This is a genomic window from Saccharothrix hoggarensis, from assembly GCF_052936025.1.
This window is the reverse complement of the sequence record NZ_CP193624.1, coordinates 3106903-3128678: the sequence shown is the minus strand read 5'-3', so window position 1 is coordinate 3128678 and position 21776 is coordinate 3106903. Positions and strand designations below refer to the sequence as shown.

At 72.9% G+C, this 21776-nt stretch carries 21 protein-coding genes and 1 pseudogene; 6 read left to right on the top strand and 16 right to left on the bottom strand.

The genetic code is table 11. From position 1 onward, the window contains the following. Positions 1–2 precede the first annotated feature (2 nt). A pseudogene (locus ACRAKH_RS14595) lies at positions 3–797 on the bottom strand (helix-turn-helix domain-containing protein); the annotation flags it as partial. A 102-nt stretch (positions 798–899) separates the two neighbouring features. Here ACRAKH_RS14595 and ACRAKH_RS14590 point away from each other — a divergent pair. Beyond that, entirely contained in the window at positions 900–1193 is a 294-nt protein-coding gene (locus ACRAKH_RS14590; RefSeq protein WP_380728431.1) for a DUF1330 domain-containing protein, read from the top strand. After that, positions 1190–2158: a saccharopine dehydrogenase NADP-binding domain-containing protein gene (locus ACRAKH_RS14585; RefSeq protein WP_380728433.1), complete on the top strand. Its 969-nt coding sequence runs from the start codon at positions 1190–1192 to the stop codon at positions 2156–2158. The genes ACRAKH_RS14590 and ACRAKH_RS14585 overlap by 4 nt, the downstream gene beginning before the upstream one ends. Before the next feature lie 57 nt (positions 2159–2215). Here the strand turns inward: ACRAKH_RS14585 and ACRAKH_RS14580 are convergent, their stop codons facing one another. The 8 genes from ACRAKH_RS14580 to ACRAKH_RS14545 form a co-directional block, all read right to left on the bottom strand. Then, the gene (locus tag ACRAKH_RS14580) at positions 2216–2554 is read right to left on the bottom strand and encodes a hypothetical protein (protein WP_380728435.1); all 339 of its coding nucleotides are present in this window, start codon (positions 2552–2554) and stop codon (positions 2216–2218) included. Beyond that, a complete protein-coding gene (locus ACRAKH_RS14575; RefSeq protein WP_447009875.1) occupies positions 2551–3132 on the bottom strand; it encodes a DUF5655 domain-containing protein in 582 nt (193 codons plus the stop codon). The genes ACRAKH_RS14580 and ACRAKH_RS14575 overlap by 4 nt, the downstream gene beginning before the upstream one ends. A 9-nt stretch (positions 3133–3141) precedes the next feature. Beyond that, positions 3142–4107: a VWA domain-containing protein gene (locus ACRAKH_RS14570; RefSeq protein WP_380728439.1), complete on the bottom strand. Its 966-nt coding sequence runs from the start codon at positions 4105–4107 to the stop codon at positions 3142–3144. Continuing rightward, entirely contained in the window at positions 4107–4988 is an 882-nt protein-coding gene (locus tag ACRAKH_RS14565; protein WP_380728455.1) for a DUF58 domain-containing protein, read from the bottom strand. Before ACRAKH_RS14565 ends, ACRAKH_RS14570 begins: the two co-directional genes overlap by 1 nt. Positions 4989–5053: 65 nt before the next feature. Next, complete coding sequence (locus ACRAKH_RS14560; protein WP_380728441.1) at positions 5054–6085, bottom strand: AAA family ATPase; 1032 nt, start codon at positions 6083–6085, stop codon at positions 5054–5056. Between the two features lie 84 nt (positions 6086–6169). Then, positions 6170–6706, bottom strand: a complete 537-nt coding sequence (gene mobA, locus ACRAKH_RS14555) for a molybdenum cofactor guanylyltransferase (RefSeq protein WP_380728443.1) — start codon at positions 6704–6706, stop codon at positions 6170–6172. A gap of 17 nt (positions 6707–6723) precedes the next feature. Beyond that, positions 6724–7473, bottom strand: coding sequence for an MHYT domain-containing protein (locus ACRAKH_RS14550; protein ID WP_380728445.1), 750 nt, complete (start codon positions 7471–7473; stop codon positions 6724–6726). 213 nt (positions 7474–7686) lie between these two features. Beyond that, entirely contained in the window at positions 7687–9114 is a 1428-nt protein-coding gene (locus ACRAKH_RS14545; protein WP_447009874.1) for a diguanylate cyclase domain-containing protein, read from the bottom strand. A 453-nt stretch (positions 9115–9567) separates the two neighbouring features. Here ACRAKH_RS14545 and ACRAKH_RS14540 point away from each other — a divergent pair, with 453 nt between their 5' ends. Next, positions 9568–10350 carry an ion transporter gene (locus ACRAKH_RS14540; protein ID WP_380728449.1) on the top strand — a complete coding sequence of 261 codons (783 nt, stop codon included), beginning with the start codon at positions 9568–9570 and terminating at the stop codon, positions 10348–10350. 3 nt (positions 10351–10353) lie between these two features. Here the strand turns inward: ACRAKH_RS14540 and ACRAKH_RS14535 are convergent, their stop codons facing one another. The 3 genes from ACRAKH_RS14535 to ACRAKH_RS14525 all read right to left on the bottom strand — a co-directional run bounded on the left by ACRAKH_RS14535 (position 10354) and on the right by ACRAKH_RS14525 (position 14262). Beyond that, positions 10354–11664 carry an NlpC/P60 family protein gene (locus ACRAKH_RS14535; protein WP_447009873.1) on the bottom strand — a complete coding sequence of 437 codons (1311 nt, stop codon included), beginning with the start codon at positions 11662–11664 and terminating at the stop codon, positions 10354–10356. A 154-nt stretch (positions 11665–11818) separates the two neighbouring features. Further along, a complete protein-coding gene (locus tag ACRAKH_RS14530; RefSeq protein ID WP_380730384.1) occupies positions 11819–13351 on the bottom strand; it encodes an AMP-binding protein in 1533 nt (510 codons plus the stop codon). Between the two features lie 176 nt (positions 13352–13527). Next, the gene (locus ACRAKH_RS14525) at positions 13528–14262 is read right to left on the bottom strand and encodes an SIR2 family NAD-dependent protein deacylase (RefSeq protein WP_447009872.1); all 735 of its coding nucleotides are present in this window, start codon (positions 14260–14262) and stop codon (positions 13528–13530) included. A gap of 51 nt (positions 14263–14313) precedes the next feature. On the opposite strand from ACRAKH_RS14525, the gene ACRAKH_RS14520 reads away from it, so the two are divergent. Together ACRAKH_RS14520 and ACRAKH_RS14515 are read left to right on the top strand one after the other, a co-directional pair. Then, entirely contained in the window at positions 14314–14754 is a 441-nt protein-coding gene (locus tag ACRAKH_RS14520; RefSeq protein WP_380725059.1) for a hypothetical protein, read from the top strand. Further along, on the top strand, positions 14751–16268 hold the full coding sequence (locus ACRAKH_RS14515; RefSeq protein WP_380725058.1) for a flagellar basal body protein FliL: 1518 nt from the start codon (positions 14751–14753) through the stop codon (positions 16266–16268). Before ACRAKH_RS14520 ends, ACRAKH_RS14515 begins: the two co-directional genes overlap by 4 nt. A 37-nt stretch (positions 16269–16305) precedes the next feature. Here ACRAKH_RS14515 and ACRAKH_RS14510 read toward each other — a convergent pair whose 3' ends face one another. The 3 genes from ACRAKH_RS14510 to ACRAKH_RS14500 are packed head-to-tail and all read right to left on the bottom strand — an operon-like array spanning position 16306 to position 17821. Continuing rightward, positions 16306–16953 carry a hypothetical protein gene (locus ACRAKH_RS14510; RefSeq protein ID WP_447009871.1) on the bottom strand — a complete coding sequence of 216 codons (648 nt, stop codon included), beginning with the start codon at positions 16951–16953 and terminating at the stop codon, positions 16306–16308. Continuing rightward, positions 16950–17081, bottom strand: coding sequence for a hypothetical protein (locus ACRAKH_RS14505; protein WP_380725056.1), 132 nt, complete (start codon positions 17079–17081; stop codon positions 16950–16952). The genes ACRAKH_RS14510 and ACRAKH_RS14505 overlap by 4 nt, the downstream gene beginning before the upstream one ends. Continuing rightward, positions 17078–17821 (bottom strand): ABC transporter ATP-binding protein, encoded by a 744-nt coding sequence (locus tag ACRAKH_RS14500; protein WP_380725055.1) that lies wholly within the window; start codon positions 17819–17821, stop codon positions 17078–17080. The genes ACRAKH_RS14505 and ACRAKH_RS14500 overlap by 4 nt, the downstream gene beginning before the upstream one ends. Before the next feature lie 178 nt (positions 17822–17999). Between ACRAKH_RS14500 and ACRAKH_RS14495 the strand changes: the two genes are divergently transcribed. Then, positions 18000–20840 carry an aconitate hydratase gene (locus tag ACRAKH_RS14495; RefSeq protein WP_380725054.1) on the top strand — a complete coding sequence of 947 codons (2841 nt, stop codon included), beginning with the start codon at positions 18000–18002 and terminating at the stop codon, positions 20838–20840. Positions 20841–20895: 55 nt separating this feature from the next. Here ACRAKH_RS14495 and ACRAKH_RS14490 read toward each other — a convergent pair whose 3' ends face one another. Beyond that, a complete protein-coding gene (locus ACRAKH_RS14490) occupies positions 20896–21420 on the bottom strand; it encodes an O-acetyl-ADP-ribose deacetylase (RefSeq protein ID WP_380725053.1) in 525 nt (174 codons plus the stop codon). Positions 21421–21776 lie beyond the last annotated feature (356 nt).

Below are 21776 nucleotides of genomic sequence, written 5' to 3'. Positions count from 1 at the left end.
GCCTCCGACGACGAGTCGGCCTCCGTGGTGGCGAGCACGAGGGACTGGTCCTCGGCGGCGAACGTCTGCTGGGTGACGGTGAGCGTGCCGACCAGCGGGTGGCGCACGTCGTAGGTGGCCGTGCCGCACGCCCGCACGCGGTGGTCCAGCCACAGCCGGGCGAACTCGGGGCTGCGCATGGTCAGCTCGCCGATCAGCCCCGCGAGCAGCGGGTCGTCCGGGTGGCGGCCCGCGACCAGCCGCAGGTGCTCCACCACCGACCGGGCCTTCGCGGGCCAGTCGGCGTACAGCTCGCGCACGTGCGCGTCGAGGAAGACCAGCCGGGCGGTGTTCGGGCGGTCCGCGGGCCGCCGCGGCGAGGTCGGGTCGAGGTGGCCCGCGAACAGGGCGTGCCCCATGCGGTTCCACGCCAGCACGTCGCCGCGCCGCCCGGTCACCACCGCGGGCACGTCGCCGATCTGGCGGAGGAGGTCCAGCAGCGCGCGCGACGCGTGCTCGGCCGGCGGGCGGCGGGGCGTGGCGCGGGAGCGGACGGCGGCGGCGAGGTCGTGCAGGTGGGCGTGCTCGTCCGGGTCGAGCCGGAGGGCCCGCGCCAACGCGTCCAGCACCTCGGTCGACGCGCTGCGCGACTGCCCCTGCTCCAGCCGCGTGTAGTAGGACGCGCTCACCCCGGCGAGCTGGGCGATCTCCTCGCGGCGCAGCCCGCGCACGCGGCGGCGGCCGTAGTGGGGCAGGTCGACGTCGTCGGGCCGCAAGCGGGCCCGGTGCGCGCGCAGGAACTCGCCGAGTTCGGTCACGCCGCCCAGTATCGGCCGCCGGCGCGCCCGTAGCCTGACCCTGGCCGGGGTGGGTTGCGCTCGGGCTGGTTGGCGGCGTGGCCGGCACGCAGTGTGGTGGCCATGAGCGCATACATGGTGATCGACATCCACCCCACGGACGCCGAGGCGATGGCCGAGTACGCCGCCGGGGCCCTGCCGATCCTCGAACGCTTCGGCGGTCGCGTGGTCGCGTTCGACCCGCGGCCCGTGCCGCTGGAGGGCGAGTGGTCGCCCACGCAGGTGATCATCGTCGAGTTCGCCGACAAGGACGCCGTCCGCGCGTACCTCGACTCGTCGGACTACCGGCCGTGGAAGGCGATCCGGCAGTCGGCGTCGCTCGGCCGTTCGGTCGCGGTGGACGGGGTGCCGGCGTGAGGGTCGCGGTCCACGGCGCGTCGGGGTTCGTGGGCGGCCTGGTCGTGGCGAGGCTGCGTGACGTCGGCGTGGAGCCGGTCCTGGTCGGCAGGCGCGCGCTGCCGGGGTTCCGGGTCGCGGCGGTGGACGACCACGAGTCGCTGGTCCGGGCGTTGGCGGACGTCGACGTGGTGATCAACTGCGCGTCGCCGTTCACGCACTTCGGCGAGCCGGTGATCCGGGCCGCGATCGACGCGGGCGTGGCGTACGTGGACGTCTCCGGCGAGGAGTCGTACATCAAGGGCGTGCTGGACCGGCACGCGTCCGCGCCGGTCCCGATCCTGCCCGCGGCCAACAACGACTGCCTGACCGGCGACCTGCTGGGCCACCTGGTCGCCGAGGGGCTGGGCGGGCTGGAGACCATCAGCACCGCGTTCACGGCGGTCGACGCGGAGGGGTCGCGCGGCACGGTCCTGATGGCGCTGACGACCCGCGAGACGTTCCACTCCGGTGGCCTGACCTGGGAGGACGGTGAGTACGTCAGGGACCGTGCGGCCAAGCGGACCTCCGTGGCGTGGCCGTCCGGCGACGCACCCGCGGTGAAGTTCCCCCTGCCGCCCGCCGTCACCCTCCCCCGGCACGTCCGCACCCGGCACTCGGAGGGCCTGGCCTCGCCGGAGATCCAGGCGTTCTTCGCCGGGGCCACGCAGGCGACGGTGGACGGCACGCCGCGGCACCCGACCCCCGACAGCCGGTCACGGGCCCGCTTCACGCTGGTGGTGGACGCCCTCGCCACCGACGGCGCCCGGCGCCAGGGCGTGCTGGAGGGCCGGGACATGTACGGCACCACGGCCGTGATCGCCGTGGAGGCCGCCCGCCGGCTGCTCGCCGCGCCACCCGGCGCCCACGCGGCGGCGGAAGTCCTCGACCCGGCCGACTTCCTGACCGGCCTGGCCGCGCACGGCGTCACCTGGCGCGTCGCCTGACCGCTCCCGCCGCTCGGCGCCCCTCGGCTCGGCACTCCTCGGCTCAGCATCCTCGGCTCAGCACTCCTCGGCGAGCAGGACGAGCCGGCGGCCGGAGCCATCGGTCCACGGACTGGCCGCGTAGGTCAGGCCGAGGTGGTTCGGTGGCACCGGCTCGCCGGTCCTCTCGTCCACGTGGCCCGCGACGTGCGACGCCCAGAACTCCCGGCGGACGGCCGGGTCGAGGACGACCAGGTCGTCCACCGACCGCTCGACCACCACCAGGGTCGACGCCCGGAGCACCAGGCGTCGGGCGTCGCGTTCGGTCAGGACGCGCGGCCGGCCGCGCGTCCACACCACGCCGTCCTCGTCGGTCCACGTCTGCCGGCTCGAACGCGCCGACCCGTCGTCGCTCACGAGTTGGCCGTGTACGCCTGGCGCAGCCACTCCACCGTGTCGTCATCGATGGCGTCCGCGCTGCCGATGCCGATCCGCACGGTGATGGTGTCGTTGCCCAGGGCGCGCGCCGGCTCCAGCCGCCCGGCCGGCGCGTGGCCCGCCAGCCGGAGGCCGAGGTCGACCCGGTCACGGGTGGTGGCCTTCACGATCGCGAACGTGCGCCGGGGTGACACCAGCGCCACGTAGGTCTTGCGCGCCTGGACGTGCATCGGCCCGAGCAGCGCCGCCTCGGCCAGCAGCCGGTCGAGGATCGGGCGCATCTCGGGCCGGTCCGCGTACTGGGCGTCCACCAGCTCGTCCGACGACGCCGTCATGAAGTCCGGGTAGCCGAACCGCTCCATCACCAGCAGCATCTGCGGGTAGCCGGTCACGCCGTGCTCACGCAGCCAGACCCGCAGGTCGCGTTCGTTGTCGAGCCCGGTCGACAGGACGCGCCGGTTCCACTCCGGCACGCCCTCGCCGGTGCCGCGGCGCAGCAGCGCCGCGGACCAGTCGACCATCTCCCGCCAGTTCGTCGCCTCCGCCACGGGCGACATCCTGCCGCGTCAGGGCAGGCGTTGCCCGAAGAGCAGCGCGCCCGCGACGGCCAGCATCCCGAGCAGGGTGCCCAGCGCCAACCACGGCCGGCTCGCGTCGGCCTGCTTCTTCTCGTAGCCGATCTGCTCGCCCAGCGTGTCGTAGACCCGGCGCAGCTCCTCGGCGCTGGCTGCCTTGAAGAACTCGCCGCCGGACAGCTTGGCGATCTCCTTCATGGAGTCGTCGTCCACCGGCACGTCCTGCCGCCGGCCCTCGATCTCGACCACGCCGTCCTCGGTGCCGAACGAGATCGTGGAGATCGGGATGCCGGCCTGCTTGGCGTCCTCGGCCGCGTCGAACGCCCGCCGGGTGCCGACGGTCTCCTTGCCGTCGGTCATCAGCACGACGCGCGCGGGCGGCGGGCCGTCCGCGCCGCCGACGACCTTGCCGAACGAGTCGATGGCGGCCAGGGCGGCGACGATCGCGTCACCGGTCGCGGTCGACTGGGCGAGCTTCAGCCCGTCGATGCTCTGGGTGACCGCGCCCCGGTCGGTGGTCGGCGCGACCAGCACGGTCGCCGAGCCGGCGAACGAGATCAGGCCCAGGTTGATGCCCGGCGTGAGCCCGTCGGCGAACGACTTGGCGGCCACCTGCGCGGCCTCCAGCCGGGACGGCTTGACGTCCGTCGCCTTCATCGACAGCGACGTGTCGATCACCAGCATCACGGTGGCGCGGTTGCGCGGCACCTTCTGCTCGGCGGTCGGCCCGGCCAGCGCCACCGTCAGCAGCATGAACGCCACCAGGAGCAACGCCGCCGGCACGTGCCGGTACCAGCCCTGCCGCTTGGGCGCGACCTTCTCCAGCATCGGCAGGTTGGCGAACCGCAGCGTCCGCTTGCGCAGCACGCGCTGCAGCACCACGTAGAACGCGGCCAGCGCCGCGACCGCGCCGAGCAGCAGGAACCACCACGGCGCGGTGAACCCCGACAGGCTCATCAGGCCACCCCTCCCGACCAGCGGCGCTTGCGGGCGACCACGAAGCGCACGGTGTCGGCGATCCAGTCCGAGTCGGTGCGCAGCACCAGGTGTCCGGCGCCGGCCTGGCGGAGGCCCGCGGCCACGGCGGCGCGGTGCTCGGCCGCGGCGGCGGCGAACTCCCGGCGCAGCAGCGGCGAGGCGACCACCTCGCGCTGGCGACCCGACTCGGGGTCGGCGAGCACGACGGTGCCGACCTCGGGCAGGTCGATGTCACGCGGGTCGACCACCTCGATGGCGACCAGCTCGTGCCGGGCGGACAGGGCCTTCAGCGGCCGCTGCCACTCCATGCCGCCGAGGAAGTCCGAGATCACGACGACCAGGCCGCGGCGACGCGGCGGGCGGCGCAGCTGCTCGACCACGTCGGCCAGCGAGCCGCGGGTGCCCTCCGGGGCGCGGGGCGTCTCGGCGACCTTGCGGATGAGGCCGCGCGAGTGCGCCAGGCCGCCGCGGGCGGGCACCCGGACCAGGTCCTCGCCGGTGGAGACCAGCGCGCCGATCCGGTTCCCGCCGCCACGGGTCAGGTGCGCCACGGCGGCCGTCGCGGCGACCACCAGGTCGCGCTTCTCGCACACGGCCGTGCCGAAGTCGAGGCTGGGCGACAGGTCGATCGCGAGCCACGTCTCCAGCTCGCGGTCGGCGACCGTCTCCCGGATGTGCGGCACGGTGGTGCGCGCGGTGACCGCCCAGTCCATCCGCCGCACGTCGTCGCCGGGTTGGTAGGGCCGCGCCTCGCCGGGCTCCGAGCCCGGACCCGGCACGAGGCCGAGGTGGTTGCCCTGGAGCAGGCCGTCGAGGCGGCGGCGGACGTCCAGTTCGAGCGTGCGCAGCGCCGCTTCCATCCGGCCGCCGTGCAGGACCGGCGGCGCCCAGTTCGGGCGGGCCGGGGTCGCTTCGGTGGGCTCGGTCACGGCCTGCCCGCGGGCTGGGGCGTCTGCGGACGTGCCGAGACCTGCGGCAGCGGCACGGTCTGGAGCACCCGGGTGATGATGTGGTCCAGCGGGACGCCGTCGGCGAGGGCGTCGTAGGACAGCACCAGGCGGTGCCGCAGCACGTCCGGCACGACGTCCACGATGTCCTGCGGCAGCACGTAGTCGCGCCCGCGCACCAGCGCCAGGGCGCGGGCGGCGGCGATGATGCCGAGGCTGGCGCGCGGCGAGGCGCCGTACGCGACCCACCCGGCGACGTCGGTGAGCTGGTGCTCCTTGGGCGCGCGGGTCGCGATGACCAGCCGCACCACGTAGTCGACCAGCGCGTGGTGCACGAACACCCGGGAGGCCACGCCCTGCAGGCGGACCAGCTCGTCCGGGCCGAGCACCTGGCTGGGCACGGGCGGCTCGACGCCCATGCGGTAGACGATCTCCCGCTCCTCCTCGGCCGTCGGGTACTCGACCTGGATCTTGAACAGGAACCGGTCGCGCTGCGCCTCGGGCAGGGGGTAGACGCCCTCGTTCTCGATCGGGTTCTGGGTGGCCAGGACCAGGAACGGGTTGGGCATCGGGAACGTCTTGCCGCCGATGGACACGTGCCGCTCGGCCATGACCTCCAGCATCGCCGACTGCACCTTGGCGGGCGCGCGGTTGATCTCGTCGGCGAGCACGAAGTTCGCCACCACGGGGCCGAGCTCGACGTCGAACGTCTCGCTGCCCTGGCGGTAGATGCGGGTGCCGAGGATGTCGGCGGGAACCAGGTCGGGGGTGAACTGGACGCGCGAGAACGACCCGCCGACGACGTTGGCGAACGTCTCCACGGCCAGCGTCTTCGCCACGCCGGGCACGCCCTCCAGCAGCAGGTGGCCCTTGGCGAGCAGGCCGACGAGCATCCGCTCGACCAGCCGGTCCTGCCCGACGATCACCCGCTTGACCTCGAACACGGTGCGTTCGAGCAACTGGGCGTCACGAGCCGGCGTGTGGGGCGCCTCGGCGGCGGGCTCGGACAAAGGTCCTCCTCGACAGGGTTGTACGACTCTTGCCCAGTCTCCCCTGAGGACGGTATGGCTCTTGTGAAGGGGTCCGGCCCGGTGTCAGCGGGTGAGGTCCCGCGGGGTGTCCACGTCACGCGCCTCACCCGGTCGGGCGAGAACGGTCACCGGGTCGAGCGGCCCGAGCACCGACCGCATCGAGACGTCCCGCGGGTCGGCGGGCAGCGCCCGGCGCAGCGCCGCGACGCGCCACGCGCCGGCGAGCCACTGGAGGCGGCCGCCCTCGTCCACGAGCACCGCGCCGCTGTCGGCCACCGCCGCGAGCAGGCGGTCCACTGTGGACCGGGTGAGGCCCGGCTGGTCCACCGCCAGCACGACCACGAGGTCGGTGCGGACGTGCGCGAGCCCGGCGGCCAGGCCCGCCAGCGGTCCACCGCCGGGCGGTTCCTCCCGCGCCCACGTCACGCCGGGCACGTCGTCCTTGCGCGGTCCCACGACGACGGTCGCCCGCGCGCCGGCCACCGCGTCCAGCACGTGGTCGAGCAGCGTGCGGCCGTCGACCACGACCGCGGCCTTGTCGACACCGCCCAGCCTGCTGCCCCGCCCCCCGGCCAGGACCACCGCCGTCCACGACACCACGGCCACACCGTACGCGGCTAGGCGGGCTCGCCCAGCGCCTCGTCGTCGGCGGTGAACAGCATCCACAGCAGGACCGCCACCACCAGCGCGCTCGTGACGAACACCGGGAACACCAGGTCGAACACCGTCGTGCCGGACGGCGCGACCACCAGCGGGTCGACGTCCACCCGCACCGCGGCCATGCCGGTGTAGTGCATGCCGGTGACCGCCACGCCCATGATCAGGCCGGCGGCGAACCGCGCCGCGGTCGTCTTGACGACCAGGGTGAACCAGAACGCGGCGGTCGCCGCGACCACGGCGATGACGCACGACAGGACGACGAGGGTCGTGTCGTACGAGAGCTCGCCCTTGAACCGGATCGCGGACATGCCCAGGTAGTGCATGCCGGCGACGCCGAGCCCGGCCAGCGCGCCCGCCACGAGCAGCCGCGTCCTGGTGAACCGGACGAGCGTGACGAGCGACAGCCCGAGGCCGACGACGCCGATCGCCACCACGGCGGACAGCGCGGTCAGCGGCGCGGAGTACTTGATCGCCGCGCCGGGGACGTCGAAGCCGAGCATGGCGATGAAGTGCATGAGCCAGATGGCGACGCCCCCGATGGAGATCGCGCCCAGCACCGTCCAGCGCACCTTCGCGCGGCGGACGGGCTCGGCGCGGGCGCGGGCCATGCACGCGAGGCCGATCAGCGAGCCGATCACGGAGACGACGTAGGCGAGGACCAGGGTGGAGAGACCGGCCGAGAAGTGCTGCATCGAGTCGTGGTTCACGGGAGGTTACTAACTCCTGGTCACACCCGTTCACCAGGTCGGCCCAACTCAATTCATGTAGTCGAGATGAATTCGCCCCATTTATCTACTGTCCGTGGTTGTTTGTTGGGCTGAACAGAGCATCAGAGCGCCGTGCGGGTGAGTGCGGCTCAACCGGGCCGATCGACCCCGCGGGGGAGCCCGCGACGCGCCTCGTCCCGGCAGGCCGACGCCTCACCCGGCGGTCCGCCGGCCCACCACCCGGTTGCGGCCCGCGTCCTTGGCCTCCAGCACCGCGACGCTGGCCGCCTCGACCGCGTCGGTGACCGACGCGCCGGGCAGCACCTCCACCGCGCCGATCGACACCGTCACCACTCCCCCGGCGTTGCCCCGGTGCTCGACGCCGAGCTGCTCCACCGCCCGCCGGATGCGCTCGCCCAGCGCCAGCGCGCCGTCCAGCCGGGTGTCCGGCAGCAGCACGGTGAACTCCTCGCCCCCGTACCGGTACGCGCGGTCGCCGGCGCGGGCGGTGCGGCTGATCGCCTCGCCGACCCGGCGCAGCGTCTCGTGCCCGGCCAGGTAGTGGTACAGCGTGTTGTAGGCGTGGAAGCGGTCGATGTCGACCAGCAGCAGGCTGTACGGCTCGCCGACGCGGTTGCGCAGCGCGTGGTCGGCGTCGAACGTCGCCGGGTTCGGCAGGCCGGTCCGCTGGTCGATGGTCGCCGCCTCGGCCAGCGCCCGGTTCTCCGCGTGCAGCTCCTCCAGCCGTTCGGCGAGCCGGTCCACCTGGTGCTTGCGCGCCAGCGCCCAGTCCTCCAGCGCCTCGTCGTACAGCGCGACGCCCACCGGGCCGATCGTCTTCGCCCGGTACATCGCGAGGTCCGCCTGGTGCAGCAGGTCCTCGGCGCCGTGGCCGGCCCGGACGAACGTGATGCCCGCCGACACCGACACCCGCACGACGCCCTCCGCCAACGTCACCGGCAACGCGATCACGGCCAGGATCTCGTGCGCGGCGGCGATCGCCTGCTGCTCGTCCAGCCGGTCCAGCAGGACGACGAACTCGTCGCCGCCGAGCCGCGCCGCCGTGCCGCGGCCGGCGACCACGGCGGCCAGCCGGGACGCCACCAGGCGCAGCACGTGGTCGCCCGCGGCGTGGCCGTGGCGGTCGTTGACGTCCTTGAACTGATCGAGGTCGAGGAACACCAGCACCGTGCCCGGCGCGCCGCGCACGGCCTGCTCCAGCCGGGGCAGGAACCCGGTGCGGTTCGCCAGGCCCGTCAACGCGTCGGTGTTGAGCCTGCTGCCCAGCTCGTCCGCCGTCTCCGCCCAGCCCGTGACGTCGAGCGCGACCACCACGAGCCCGCCCACGGCGGGGTCGTCGCTCAGGTCGCGGGCGACGAGGTCGACGCGCCGGTGCGTGGAGCCCTCCACGGGCACCGCGCACGAGCACCGCGACGAGCCGGTGCGGCCCGCCGCCTGCAGGAACGTGCCGACGGCCGCCGCGTCACCGCTCGCGACCAGGTCGGGCAGCACGCCGGACGCGCCGCCGAACAGCCGCCGGGCCGCCGGGGACGCCCACCGCACGCCGAGGTCCGTCGGGTCGACCACGAGCACCGCGGCGTCCGCCCGTTCGAGCACCGCCTGGTGGAAGCCGCCGTTCATCGCGACGCGCAGACCGACCGCGGTCGGGCGGGAACCGCCCCGGGTGAGCCGCCCGCGGCATGCGCGGACCCGCGGCCCGGTGGCCCTCCCCCGCGTCTCCCCCCGCGCACGTCGCCTTCGTGGCACATCAAGTGGCCGGCCGTCATGGTCCCCCCTGGACTTGACTTCCTCCCGCAACCCTCGACGTTACCGAATCCGCGTCGCGCATTCGGGTGATCAAGACCATTCATCCGCAATTCTCGGGACACATTTCCGGGATCACCGCGAATGAGGGTTCATATCCACCCGGAGATCGGAATCGACCGGCCACCGCGACCACATCGCCGAGAACCGACCGGCAGCCCGAGTGGTCCTTCCGCACGACCAGGTGAATCACCTCAAGCCGTGCCGGCGGCACGCCGATGGGCTCGGTGCTCGATCGAGCCACCTCCCCGCGTGCAGAAGGAGTTCCGCATGGCTTTGCGCGACCGCGTCCGCGACGTCGTGGACGGCAGGCGCTTCCAACGGCTGGTGATCGGGGTGATCGTGGTCAACGCGATCGCCCTGGGGTGCGAGACGTCGCCCGCGCTCGTCGCGGCGCACGGCGGCGTGCTCGGCGCGGTGGACCGCGTCGCCCTCGCGGTCTTCGTCGCCGAACTGGCCGCCCGCCTCTACGCGCACCGCCTCCGGTTCTTCCGCGACCCCTGGAACTGCTTCGACTTCGTCGTCATCGGGGTGTCCCTGCTGCCCGCCGCCGGCGCGCTGTCGGTGATCCGGTCGCTGCGCGTGCTGCGCGCGTTGCGGCTGGTCTCGATGGTGCCGAGCATGCGGCGCGTGGTGACGGCGCTGGTCAAGTCGATCCCCGGCCTGCTGTCGCTGTCCGGCCTGCTGGTGCTGATGCTGTACGTCGGCAGCGTCGTCGCGATCAACCTGTTCCGCCCGAGCGGCGACCCGCGGTTCGGCGACCTCGGCTCGACCCTGCTGACGCTGTTCCAGATCACCACCGGCGACGGCTGGTCGGACGTCATGCGGGACCTGATGGTCGCCCAGCCGCTGGCCTGGGTGTTCTTCCTGGTCTACCTGCTGGTCGGCACGTTCACCATGCTGAACCTGTTCATCGCCGTCGTGTGCGGCGCGATGGAGTCGGACGCGCCGGCGAAGCCGACCGCCGTCGACGACCGGCTGGTCCAGGAGGTCCGCGCGCTGCGCGAGGAGGTGCGGGCCCTGCGGCTGGAACCGGTGGGCGACCGCCGGTGACGGCTACAGCAGGCGGGTCGCGTACGGCATGATCCCGCCGTACCGGACGGGGGCGACGCGCACCGACGACCCCGAGTACGGCGCCTCGACCATCATGCCGCCGCCCAGGTAGAGGGCGACGTGCGTGCCGCCGCCCGGGCCCCAGAACAGCATGTCCCCGCGCTGCGCCTGGGCGAGCGGCACCTTGCGGCCCGCGTTGTACTGGTACCCGCTGTAGTGCGGCAGGAAGATCCCCACGCCCGCGAACGCGTACATCATCAGGCCGGAGCAGTCGAAGCCGACGGAGTAGTAGTCGCCGTGGGCGTCGCCGACGCCACCGTCCCGGATGCCGACCGTCGGGCCCTGGTAGTTGCCGCCGCCCCACGAGTACCGGACGCCGAGCTGCTGCATGGCGCGGGCGATGACGGTCTCCACGCCGCCGGCGCTCGGCGCGACCACGGGTTGCGGGCGCGGCGCGGCGGGAGCCTGCGGCTTCGGGGCGGCCGCGGCCAGCGCCGCCTGCCGGGCCGCCTCCTCGTCCTCGCGGCGCTTCTGGTCCAGCCACTGGTTGTACTGGACGCGCTGCCCCTCCAGCCCCTGCACCGCGGTCAGCGCCTGGTCCAGCTCGCCCTCGACGCGGGCCCTGTCGTCCTGGATGGCCTGCGCGGCGGCGGCCTGGCCGCGCTGCGCCTCGACGGCGGTGGCCTGGGCGGCGTCCGCGTCCCGCTTCGCCTGGTCGGCGGCGGCCTGCTTCTCGTCGGCCAGGTCCAGCGCGGCGCGGGCGGCCGCGTCCTTGTTCCCCTTCTCCGACCGCATGCGCTCGACGTCGTCCAGCGCGTCGAGGCTCGACTCGCTGACGGCCTCCAGCAGTTGGGCGCGGGCCAGCAGGTCCTCCGGGCTGGTCGCGCCGAAGTAGGCGGACACGGAGCCGATGACGCTGCCCTGCTGGTAGCTGGCGGCCGCGAACTCGTCGAGCTGCGCGCGGGCGTCCTCGACGGCCTGGCCGGCGGCCTCGGCCTCGACCCGCGCCGCGTCCGCGTCCTGCCGGGCCTTGTCCGCCTCACCCTGCGCGGCCTCCAGGTCGACCCTGGCCTTGTTCGCGAGCTCCATCTTGGCGGCCACGTCGTCGTTCAGCTGGTGCAGGCGCGCCTCGGCGTCGGTCAGCCGACCGGTCAGCTCACCGACGCGGGCGGCCTTCGTGTCGGCCTCCTGCCGGCCGGCGCTGATCTCGGCGTCGCTCGGATTGGGCGGTGGGGGCGGCACGGCGAGCGCCGTGCCGGCGAGGACCGGCACGGCCGTCAACGCGACCACCACCGAGAGCACCCATCGAGTCACGACACCCGCCTCCCGCCGCTCGGCCCATCCGCGTTGCTCCGAATGGCGCGACACGGACACGTCTCGGAACTGTGCCACTCCTGCCACACCGTTTCCAATGGACACAGCGTGAACTTCAACCACTCGGGTCACAGGAGGGGCGGGAGGCGCACCCTCAGTTGACCTTGCGGTCGAGGTCGGCCCAGTACGGCTCGCGCAGCTTGAACTTCTGCACCTTGCCGGTCGCGGTGCGCGGGATGGCGTCGCGGAACTCCACCGACGTCGGCGCCTTGTACCCGGCGAGCCGGGCCTTGCAGTGGGCGATCAGCTCGGCCTCGGTGACGTCCGCGCCCTCGGCCCTGACGATCAGCGCCTTGATCGTTTCACCCCACTTCTCGTGCGGCACCCCGATCACCGCCGCCTCGGCCACCGCGGGGTGGCTGAACAGGGCGTCCTCCACCTCGATGGACGACACGTTCTCCCCGCCGGTGATGATCACGTCCTTCTTGCGGTCGGAGATCGTGAGGTGGCCCTCGTCGTCCAGCGAGCCGCCGTCGCCGGTGTGGAACCAGCCGCCCTCCAGCGCCTCCGCCGTGGCCTCCGGGTTCTCCCAGTAGCCCGCCATGACGACGTTCCCGCGGGCCAGCACCTCGCCGGACTCGGACACCTTCAGCCGCACGCCCAGGCCCGGCGCACCGGCCCGCGACAGCTTCCGCGCCCGCTCCTCCGCCGACAGCGCGTCATCACCCGGTCGTGAGCGGTTGAAGGTGAGCAGCGGCGACGTCTCGGTCAGGCCGTAGAGCTGGAGGAACTCCCAGCCCAGCTCCTCGCCGACGCGGGCGATCGTGCGGCTGGGCGGTGGCGCGCCCGCGCAAACGATGCGGACCCGGTCGCGGCCGGGGACCTCGCCGTCCCAGTCCTGGGCGGCGTCGAGGACGGCGTTCCACACGGCGGGCGCGCCGCAGATCAGCGTGACGCCGTGGTCGCGGACCCGCTTGAGGATCTCCGTGCCGTCGACCTTGCGGAGCACGACCTGCGGCACGCCCAGGCCGGCGAGGCCGAACGGCATGCCCCAGCCGTTGCAGTGGAACATCGGCAGCACGTGCAGGTAGACGTCCCGCTCCCAGGCGCGGGCGTGCAGCGCGAACGTGACCGCGTTGAGCCAGATGTTGCGGTGCGTCATCTGGACGCCCTTGGGCCGGGCCGTCGTGCCGGAGGTGTAGTTGATGGTGGCGGTCGCGTCCTCGTCCGGCTCGCCCCACGGGCGCGGTTCGGCGTCGAAGCGCATCAGCTCCGACTCGGTCTGCTCGCCGAGCACGAAGCGGTGGCGGGCGGTGACGTGGTCCAGCTCCGGTTCGGGGTCCACGAGGAGCACCGACGCGCCGCTGTGCTCGACGATGTAGGACACCTCGTCGGGCCGCAGGCGGAAGTTGATCGGGACGCACACGCGTCCCGTCCCCGGCACGGCGTGCAGCAGTTCGAGCAGCCGGGCGGAGTTGTGGCTGACCACGGCGACCCGTTCGCCCTCGCCGAGGCCGAGGGCGTCGAACCCGGCCTGCCAGGCGCGGACGCGGTCGGCGAACTGGCCGTAGGTGGTGGTGGGCACGGGTGCGGCGGGTTGGCTCGGCTCGTCCACGACGGCCGTGGTGTCGGCGAAGACCTGCTCCGCCCGGTAGAGGAAATCGGCGACAGTCAGGGGTACGCGCATACGTGGTCACGTTATCGACCGTTGGGGCCGACAGCTACCGGTCCGCGGGACCACCGGGAGAACCGCTCGCCCCGACGTCAGGACGGACTTCGGGTTCGCGCGGGCCGTGCCGCGCGCCCGGCGGGGTGGCCGTGCGGCACGGACGGGCGGCACGGACGGGCGGCACGGACGGGCGGTCACCAGGTGCTCGGGTCGCCCCAGGTCCGAATCGGCCCGGTGGCCTCGACGGGCACCGCCGCGAGCTCCGGCAGCGCCGACGACGCCGGCTCCCGCACCACCGCCGCCGCGAGCGAGTCGTACGGGGTCGGGTCGAGGGCGCAGACGACGACGGCCGCGCCGGCGCGGGCCGCGAGCGGCACCAGCCGCGCGGCGGGCTCGACGGTGAGGGACGTGCCGACCGCCAGCATCACGTCGCAGTCGACCGCCGCCGTCCGCGCCGCGCGCACCACGTCGGGGTGCAGCGGCTCGCCGAACGCGACCGTCGCCGGCCGCAGGACGCCGCCGCACGCCGCGCAGTCCGGCGGCACGCCGTCCGCGCGCATCCGCGCCAACGCGTCGCGCATCGCGCTCGCCGCGCCGCACGACACGCACGAGACCCGCGCCATCGACCCGTGCAGCTCCACGACCGTCGAGCCGGCCCGCTGGTGCAGCCCGTCGACGTTCTGCGTCAGCAGCGACCGCACCCGGCCGGCCCGCTCCAACGACGCCAGCGCGTGGTGGGCCGCGTTGGGCTCGGCCGTCCACATCGGATCGTCCAGCCAGGACTCCCACGCCGCCCACCGGACCGCCGCCGACGCCAGGAACGCCGCCGCGTCGAACCGGAACCGCAGCACGCCCGACTCCACCGACACCCCGGCGCCGGTGAGCACGGTGATCCGCCGTGCGACGGCCATCACCTCCCGTGCGCTCATGCGCCCACCGTGCCACACGCCTGCGAGCATGTCGGAATGCGCGGAAGACAGGTGGGCGCGGTCCTCGGAGTTATCGGTTTGGTCACGGCGGTGGTGGGCACGTTCCTGCCCTGGCTGCGTTCCGGGACGGTCACGAGGACCAGTTACGAGGTACTCGCTCTGCGTGGTTTCGCCGGGTTGGACGGCGTGTCGGGCGAGGTCGTGCGCGGCGTCTGGGTGGGGCTGACCCCGCTCGCGGTGTGCTGCGTGATCCTGTGGTCCACACGACTTCAGCGGTTCGCCTCATGGCTCGCCCTGCTCTTTGGCACGATTGGGGGAACGGTGGCGGCACTTGCCGCCGTCCAAGGGGGCAGCGAGGGGGCATTGGTCGGGATCAGCCTGACCGGACCGGTCGTGACCCTCGGTGGTGCTGTGCTGGCGATCGCAGGGGCGATCACCGTGCTCACCGCGACCACCCGCACAGCGAGCAGCAGTCCAGGAGGAGCACCGTGAGCTACCCAGGTGGCGGCGGAGGCGAATGGCCACCGCAGAACAACCCGTACGGCCAGCCGCAGCAGGGGGGCTACCCGCAGCAGGGTGGGCACCCCCAGCAGGGCGGCGGCTACCCGCAGCAGGGTGGCTACCCGCAGACCGGCCCCCAGCCGCAGCAGGGTTACCCGCAGACCGGTCCGCAGGGCTTCGCGCAGCCCCAGCAGCCGGGTTACCAGCAGCCGGGTCACCAGCAGGACTTCGGCCAGCAGCCCTACGGGCAGCAGCCCTACGGCTTCGCCGGCGGCGAGCCGCCGAAGAAGAAGCGCACCGGCCTCGTGATCACGGCGATCGTGGCCGTCCTGGCGCTGGCCGCGGGCACGGTGGCCACGGTGTGGGCGCTGCGCAGCTCCGACGACGTGGCCGCGGGCTCCGAGAGCCCGTCCACGGCGGCGAACAACCTGCTCAGCGCGCTGGGCAGCGGTGACGTCCTCGGCATCATGAACGGCCTGGCGCCCGCCGAGGCCAAGCTCAGCAAGGACTACACCGAGGCCACGGTCGACGAGGCCAAGCGGCTGGAGATCCTGAAGAAGGACGCCGACCCGAACAAGCTCAGCGGCGTCCAGATCAAGAGCGAGGGCATCAAGTTCGACGACGCCGCCGCGGAGAAGGTCAACGACCACCTGACGATCAACAAGGTGGTCGAGGGCAAGATCACGATCACCTCGGACGTCAAGCAGATCCCGTTGACGGACAAGCTCGTCGACGCGCTGGGCGCGGAGCTGGACAAGGCCTCGCCCCAGACGGAGACGCTGGACTTCGCCAAGGAGAAGGCCGACCGCGACGGCAAGCCGATCGGCATCGCCACCATCAAGGTCGGCGACGAGTGGTACCCGAGCCTCTTCTACACCATCGCGAACGCCGCGCTGGAGGAAGAAGACCTCAAGTGGCCCGCCAAGGGCATCGCGCCGGCCGGCGCGGGCTCGGCGAACGACGCCGCGAAGTCGATGGTCGAGAAGGCCCTCGACGGTGACATCGAGGGCGTCATCGCCCTCCTGCCGCCGGACGAGATGGGCGTCCTGCAGGACGTCGGCCCGGTGCTCCTGGAGCAGGCCGGCCGCACGCCCGCGACGGGCGCGAAGCTGATCGAGCTCGAGACCGACGCCAAGGACGTCACCGGCGGCAAGCTGGTCACGATCCGCAAGCTCGTGATCGAGGCCGAGGGCGAGACGGTCGAGGTCAGCCGCGACGGCGACTGCTACACCGCCAAGGCGCAGGGCCAGACCCAGCGGCTCTGCGCGGACGAGATCGCGCAGCTGGTCGAGCAGCAGGGCGGCAGCGACATCCCGCCGGCCGCGGTCGACGTCATCTCGCGGATCGGCGCGCAGGTGCTGAAGGACGGCCTGGGCGTCGTCGCCACCGAGGTGGACGGCAAGTGGTACGTCAGCCCCTTCCGCACGTACAGCGAGCTGGCCCTGACGCTGATGCGCGGTCTGGAGCCGAAGGACATCGACGAGCTGATCAAGGCCATCAAGTAGGCCCCGAGGCTCACCCGGTCGGCCCCCGTCGCGAGCACTACCCGCGGCGGGGGCCGACCACTGTCCCGAGCCAGGTCGCGCCGACCACGAGCAGGGCCGCCAGGGCGCCGGAGAGCGCGAGCGCGACCGTCACGCCGTCCTGGTGGGACAGCGACCACAGCACGTTGCCCACGGGCGGCGTGCGGCCGAACAGGAGCACCAGGACGACGAGCGCGGCGGACGCCAGCAGGGACCAGCCGACCTGGTCGACCAGCGGGCGGCAGCACAGCACCCCGACGCCCACGCCGACGAGCGCGCACACCGCCAGCGCCGCGAAGCCCTGCGCGACCGTGCCGAGGGGGTACGGGCGGGACTGCGTCACGACGGGCGCCAGGGCGGCGACCAGGGCGAGCCCCAGCGCCCCGAGCACGGACAGCGCCGTCACGGCCGCCTGGGCGCGGGCCCAGCCGCCCGCCGTGACGACGGTGACGGCCCGGCGCACCGGGTCCTCGGCGGTCGCGACCACCACCGTCAGCCACACCGACACCGGGTAGACGAGCACGCACGTCCCCGCGTACGCGGGCAGCGGCGGCCCGGCGTCGGAGGAGTAGAGCAGGCCGAGCACGGCCACGTGCAGGAGCAGCGGCGGCAGCCACCGCTGGGTCCGCAGCACGTCCGCGAGCAGGTACCGCACCAGCGCCGTCACGGGAACGCCCTCCGCCGCACGTCCGGGCAGCACCGGACCCCCGAAGCCCGCACCACGCCCACCACCGAACCCGCGGCGCCCACGACCGAGCCCGCGACGTCCACCACCGCACCCGCGACCGCGCTCACGACCGCACGCTCCGCACCGAGCAGCCCAGGCGCAGCGCCTCGGCCAGCACGCCGTCGCTGAACCCGGCCTCCACCTCGACCCGCGCGCCGGCGCCGACCGCCTGGGCCTCGTAGACCCCTTCCAACGCGCTGATCAGCGTGAACGCCTCCCCCACCCGGTCCAGTTCGATCACCACGCCGCTCGACCGGACGGCGCCGAGCACCACCTCGCGGGCACCCGCGACGTCGTGCCCGTGGTGGTCGGTCAGCACGACCGCGGCCTCCGACTCCGCCACCAGCCCCCGCAGCACCCCGCCCGCGGCGGCGTCCAGCCCGGACCACGGCTCGTCGAGCACGAGCAGGTCGGTCGCGTGCAGCGCCTGGGCCAGCGCCACCTTCTGCGCGTTGCCCTTGGACAGGGTGGCCATCGGCGCGGACGGGTCGCCGACGAACCCCAGCGCCTCCACCAGGTCCCAGCGCGCCGGCACGCCGCGCACGGCGGCCAGGTGGCGCAGGTAGTCGCGGGCGGACAGCCGCACCCCGGTCGGGAACCGCTCCGGCGCGAACCCCACCGACGCGCCGCGGCTCACCCGTCCGGTGGAGGGCGCCAGCACGCCCGCCGCGATCCGCAGCAGGGTCGACTTGCCCGAGCCGTTGCCGCCGCGCAGCACGACCACCTCACCGGGTTCCACGGCCAGCGTGACGTCGCGCAGCACCCAGGGCCCGCGCCCGTACCGCTTGCCGATTCGATCAAGACGCACCACGGGTGTGATGATGCCCCGGTCAAGGTAGGGCCGGGTTGAAGCCGAATACAGGACGCGCGTACTGTTTGGGGTAGGAGAGCGCCGCGCCGGCCGGTGCGGAAGACTCAGCAGAAGTTCCCCAACCGACTTCGCGCGTCACCAGATGGAGTTTCACGTGACTGCACCAGGGAGTTCCGTGCCAGCCGGCACTGGAGGCACCAGTAAAGACAGCTTCGGCGCCCGCGGCACGCTCACCGTCGGGGACGCCTCGTACGAGGTGTTCCGGCTGAGCGCGGTCGACGGCGCCGAGCGCCTGCCGTACAGCTTGAAGATCCTGTTGGAGAACCTGCTGCGGACCGAGGACGGCGCGAACATCACCGCCGACCACGTGCGCGCGCTGGGGAGCTGGGACCCGTCGGCCGAGCCGAACACGGAGATCCAGTTCACGCCGGCCCGCGTGGTGATGCAGGACTTCACCGGCGTGCCGTGCGTGGTCGACCTGGCCACCATGCGCGAAGCGGTCACGCAGCTCGGCGGCGACCCGACCAAGGTCAACCCGCTGGCTCCCGCCGAGCTGGTCATCGACCACTCGGTGATCGCCGACATCTTCGGCCGGCCGGACGCGTTCGAGCTGAACGTCGACCTGGAGTACGAGCGCAACAAGGAGCGCTACCAGTTCCTGCGCTGGGGCCAGACCGCGTTCGACGAGTTCAAGGTCGTCCCGCCGGGCACCGGCATCGTGCACCAGGTCAACATCGAGCACCTGGCGCGCGTGGTCATGACCCGCAACGGCCAGGCGTACCCGGACACGCTGGTCGGCACCGACAGCCACACGACGATGGTCAACGGCATCGGCGTGCTCGGCTGGGGCGTCGGCGGCATCGAGGCCGAGGCCGCCATGCTCGGCCAGCCGGTCTCCATGCTGATCCCGCGCGTGGTGGGCTTCAAGCTGCACGGCGAGCTGCCCCCCGGCGCGACCGCCACCGACCTGGTGCTGACGATCACCGAGATGCTGCGCAAGCACGGCGTGGTCGGCAAGTTCGTCGAGTTCTACGGTTCGGGCGTCGGCGCGGTGCCGCTGGCCAACCGCGCCACCATCGGCAACATGAGCCCCGAGTTCGGCTCCACCTGCGCGATCTTCCCGATCGACGGCGAGACCATCGACTACCTGAAGCTGACCGGCCGCACGGCCGACCAGCTGGCGCTGGTCGAGGCCTACGCCAAGGAGCAGGGCCTCTGGCACGACGCCGACCGCGAGCCGGTGTACTCCGAGACGCTGGAGCTGGACCTGTCGACGGTCGTGCCGTCGATCGCCGGCCCGAAGCGCCCGCAGGACCGCATCGAGCTGACCAACGCCAAGGAGGCGTTCCGGCAGGCGCTGGGCGCCTACGTCGCGCACACCGACGGCGTGGAGAACTCGCCGGTCGACGAGGCGTCCGAGGAGTCGTTCCCGGCCAGCGACCCGATCGCGGTGTCCGACGGCGACGCGGGCGGCAAGCCGCACGTGTTCCAGTCCGCCGCCGAGGGCGCGGAGGGCCGTCCGTCCAACCCGGTCAAGGTCTCGCTGGACGGCGCGGAGTTCGAGCTCGACCACGGCGCGGTCGCGATCGCCGCGATCACGTCGTGCACCAACACGTCCAACCCGACGGTGATGATCGGCGCGGCGCTGCTGGCGAAGAAGGCCGTGGAGAAGGGCCTGGAGCGCAAGCCGTGGGTGAAGACCACCCTCGCGCCGGGCTCCAAGGTCGTCATGGACTACTACGAGCGCGCCGGCCTCATGCCGTACCTGGAGAAGCTGGGCTTCCACCTGGTCGGCTACGGCTGCACCACGTGCATCGGCAACTCGGGCCCGCTGCAGGACGAGATCTCGGCGGGCATCAACCAGGGCGACCTGGCCGCGGTGTCCGTGCTGTCCGGCAACCGGAACTTCGAGGGCCGGATCAACCCGGACATCAAGATGAACTACCTCGCGTCCCCGCCGCTCGTGGTGGCGTACGCGCTGGCCGGTTCGATGGACAAGGACATCACCACCGAGCCGCTGGGCGTCGACCAGGACGGCAAGCCGGTGTACCTGGCGGACATCTGGCCGTCGCCGCAGGAGATCTCCGAGGTCGTCGCGTCGTCGATCTCCCCGGAGGGCTTCGCCAAGGGCTACGCCGACGTGTTCGCGGGCGACCAGCGCTGGCAGTCGCTGCCCACGCCGACCGGCAAGACGTTCGAGTGGGACCCGCAGTCCACCTACGTCCGCAAGCCCCCGTACTTCGAGGGCATGCGGATGGAGCCGTCCCCGGTGACGGAGATCAGCGGCGCGCGCGTGCTGGCGCTGCTGGGCGACTCGGTCACCACCGACCACATCTCGCCGGCCGGTTCGATCAAGGCCGACTCGCCCGCGGGCAGGTACCTGACCGAGCACGGCGTCGACCGCAAGGACTTCAACTCGTACGGCTCGCGCCGCGGCAACCACGAGGTGATGATCCGCGGCACGTTCGCCAACATCCGGCTGCGCAACCTGCTGCTCGCCGACGAGGACAACGGCCAGGGCGTCCAGGGCGGGTTCACCCGCAACTTCCTGGAGGAGGGCGCGCCGCAGACGACCATCTACGACGCGTCGGTGGCCTACGCCGAGGCGGGCGTGCCGCTGGTCGTGCTGGCGGGCAAGGAGTACGGCTCCGGCTCGTCCCGCGACTGGGCCGCGAAGGGCACCTCGCTGCTCGGCGTGCGCGCCGTCATCGCGGAGTCGTTCGAGCGCATCCACCGGTCGAACCTGATCGGCATGGGCGTCCTGCCGCTGCAGTTCCCCGAGGGATCGTCGGCGGCGTCGCTCGGCCTCGACGGCACGGAGACGTTCGACTTCACCGGCATCACCGCGCTGAACGACGGCGAGACGCCGCGCACGGTGCACGTGGTGGCGACGAAGCAGGACGGCTCGAAGGTGGAGTTCGACGCGGTCGTCCGCATCGACACCCCCGGTGAGGCGGACTACTACCGCAACGGCGGCATCATGCAGTACGTGCTGCGGAAGATGGTCCGCGGCTAGCCGTCCGCGTGACGACGAGGGGCCGTCCACCTCCGGGTGGGCGGCCCCTTCGCCGTCACGGGACCACCTCGGACGCCACGACGTCGAACACGTCGTAGGTGGCGCGGTCGAAGAGGACGAACCGCACGGTGGCGATCTCCGGGAGGTCGGTCGCCGCGACGGTGGTGAGCGCGACGCGCGCGGCCGACTCGACCGGCCACCGGTAGATGCCCGTGGAGATCGCGGGGAAGGCGACGGTGCGGGCGCCGAGGTCCGCGGCGACGCGCAGCGAGTTGCGGTGGCAGTCCGCGAGCAGCGCCGAGCGGTCCTCGGCGGCCGACCACACCGGGCCGACGGTGTGCACGACCCACGTCGCGGGCAACCGGCCCGCGGTCGTCGCCACGGCCTGGCCGGTGCCGAGGCCGCGCCCGTAGTGCCCGGCGCGGAGCTTGCGGCACGCGGCGAGGACGTCCGGACCGCCCTTGCGGTGGATGGCGCCGTCCACACCGCCCCCGCCGAGCAGGGACGAGTTCGCGGCGTTCACGACGACGTCGACGTGCTGCTCGGTGATGTCGCCCAGGACGAGTTCGATCCGCGCCATGGGGGACGAGTATTCCAGCCACTCCGCTCGGTCACCGAAAGCCACTCCGGCGCCGCGTTGTCGTCACAATTCATCTATTCGTTGTAACGGAATCCAGATCGAAAACGACCGGTCGAATTCCCTACGCCATCCGGGTGACCATATTGGCATTTGCCGCAGAGCGTTCTAATCTCACTCTGCCGACGCAATCCGACTCGCTCGGAACGGTCATCTGGTCGGATCTACGCTGGTCCGCACCTGTTCGGGGAGTGACAGGCCGGTCCCGCCGGAATACTTCGACGTGATTCCAGGGTGGAATCCACGTGTCGTCGGCACGCACGAGGAGGTGCGATACCGAATGCCACAGAACACTCGAA

Bases quoted from the DNA above. Each gene is read 5' to 3' on its own strand.
- ACRAKH_RS14545 (WP_447009874.1), bottom strand. From the start codon at position 9,114: ATGAACGGCGGCTTCCACCAGGCGGTGCTCGAACGGGCGGACGCCGCG.
- ACRAKH_RS14530 (WP_380730384.1), bottom strand. From the start codon at position 13,351: ATGCGCGTACCCCTGACTGTCGCCGATTTCCTCTACCGGGCGGAGCAG.
- ACRAKH_RS14490 (WP_380725053.1), bottom strand. From the start codon at position 21,420: ATGGCGCGGATCGAACTCGTCCTGGGCGACATCACCGAGCAGCACGTC.
- ACRAKH_RS14575 (WP_447009875.1), bottom strand. From the start codon at position 3,132: ATGTCGCCCGTGGCGGAGGCGACGAACTGGCGGGAGATGGTCGACTGG.
- ACRAKH_RS14570 (WP_380728439.1), bottom strand. From the start codon at position 4,107: ATGAGCCTGTCGGGGTTCACCGCGCCGTGGTGGTTCCTGCTGCTCGGC.
- ACRAKH_RS14590 (WP_380728431.1), top strand. From the start codon at position 900: ATGAGCGCATACATGGTGATCGACATCCACCCCACGGACGCCGAGGCG.
- ACRAKH_RS14565 (WP_380728455.1), bottom strand. From the start codon at position 4,988: ATGGAAGCGGCGCTGCGCACGCTCGAACTGGACGTCCGCCGCCGCCTC.
- ACRAKH_RS14525 (WP_447009872.1), bottom strand. From the start codon at position 14,262: ATGAGCGCACGGGAGGTGATGGCCGTCGCACGGCGGATCACCGTGCTC.
- ACRAKH_RS14540 (WP_380728449.1), top strand. From the start codon at position 9,568: ATGGCTTTGCGCGACCGCGTCCGCGACGTCGTGGACGGCAGGCGCTTC.